Below are 1,419 nucleotides of genomic sequence, written 5' to 3'. Positions count from 1 at the left end.
GGACGGCCAGTCGGACGGCCAGTCGGACGGCCAGTTGGAAGGACGCTCGCCTGACGGGTGCCGCCGCTCCACGGGCGTGGCAAAATCGAATGCCATCTCTCACTCCTCACACTTCAGGGCCATGCAATGACCAGGACGATGCCATGACCAGCACGATGCCCCAGGACGGCTTCTATGCCAAGGTACGCCGCGGCCTGCCGGCGCTGATCGACCAGTGGCAGCACCTGGGCCAGGGCGACGCCGACCGCCTGGCGCTGATCCTGGCCGAGACCGCCCGCGTCGCCAAGCTGGGCCAGCCTGAGGCCACCCCGGACGGCGCCACCCTCGCGAGCTGGACCGCACCGGAGGCCGGCGACGAGATCCCGCTGTGGGCGGCGCGCACCGCCGCCTTCCTGCTGGTGCAGATGCCCGCCCGGCCGCTGCCAGGGAGCGACGACGAGGCCTGCGCCTGGGCCTACTGCTGGCTGCGCAACCGCGACTTCAGTGACCACGAGAGCGCCGAGACCGCCCTGCCCACCCACCTGCGCGGGCCGCTGGCCGCACCTCTCAAGGCCGCCTGGCTGGACCGCCAGGGCCTGCGGCTGATCTAACCCGCTCTCCTCGCAATCGCCATCCAAAGAACGCAAGGAACCCTCATGGACGTCCCCCTGAGCTGGCAGCTTGCCAAGCTGGCGGTCTCGATCGGCATGGTGCTTGGCCTCGGCGCCATCGCCGTGCGCGTGAGCCCTCGGGTCGCCGGGCTGCTGGCCGGCTACCCGCTGGGCACCGCCATCGCGCTGTTCTTCATCGGTCTGGAGCTCTCCACGGGCTTCGCCGCCGAGAGCGCGGTGCACACCCTGGCCGGCTTCACCGCCACCTTGGCCCTGGGCGGCGGCTACCTGCTGGCCGGGCGCCGGCCGGGGCTGCCCGGAGTGCTGGCCGGCACCGCGGCGGGCCTGGCCGCCTTTCTGGCGGTGAGCCTGCTGCTCACCCGGGTGGAGTTCGATCGCCTCACCGGCACCCTCACCACCCTGGCGGCCATCCTGCTGTTCACCTGGCTCTATCGACGGGTGCCGGACAGCGCCGCGCGCCCCGGCGGGCGTTTCTCCTGGGCGGTGCTGGGCGTGCGCGCCCTGCTCGCCGCCGCGATCATCTTCGTGATCACCGGCCTGGCCCACGTCCTGCCGGCGGCCTGGGCCGGCGTGATGGCGGCCTTCCCGGTCACCATGTTCCCCTTCCTGGTGATCCTGCACCTGACCCACGGCCCCGGCCCGGTGGCCACGGTGATCAAGCACTACCCGGCGGGGCTCGGTTCGCTGCTCAGCTATACCCTGTGCGTGTCGCTGGCCTACCCCGTGCTGGGGCTGGGCCTGGGCACCCTGGGCGGCTTCGCCGTGGCCACCCTGTGGCTGCTGGGATGGACCCGCCTGCAGGCGTGGC

At 72.3% G+C, this 1,419-nt stretch carries 2 protein-coding genes; both read left to right on the top strand.

The genetic code is table 11. The features are described 5' to 3' along the window. The first annotated feature begins 155 nt into the window (after nt 1-155). The gene (locus IBX53_RS16125) at nt 156-590 is read left to right on the top strand and encodes a hypothetical protein (RefSeq protein WP_290911410.1); all 435 of its coding nucleotides are present in this window, start codon (nt 156-158) and stop codon (nt 588-590) included. 45 nt (nt 591-635) lie between these two features. Beyond that, the coding region (locus IBX53_RS16120) for a hypothetical protein (protein ID WP_290911407.1) at nt 636-1,419 on the top strand (784 nt) is incomplete at its 3' end.

The organism is Halomonas sp., assembly GCF_014859505.1.
Lineage (GTDB): Bacteria > Pseudomonadota > Gammaproteobacteria > Pseudomonadales > Halomonadaceae > Halomonas.
Note: the sequence above shows the minus strand (reverse complement) of the source record. Positions and strands in the feature narration are given on the sequence as shown.

Coding starts and splice junctions, on each gene's coding strand:
- IBX53_RS16125 (WP_290911410.1), top strand. CDS start 156: ATGCCCCAGGACGGCTTCTATGCCAAGGTACGCCGCGGCCTGCCGGCG.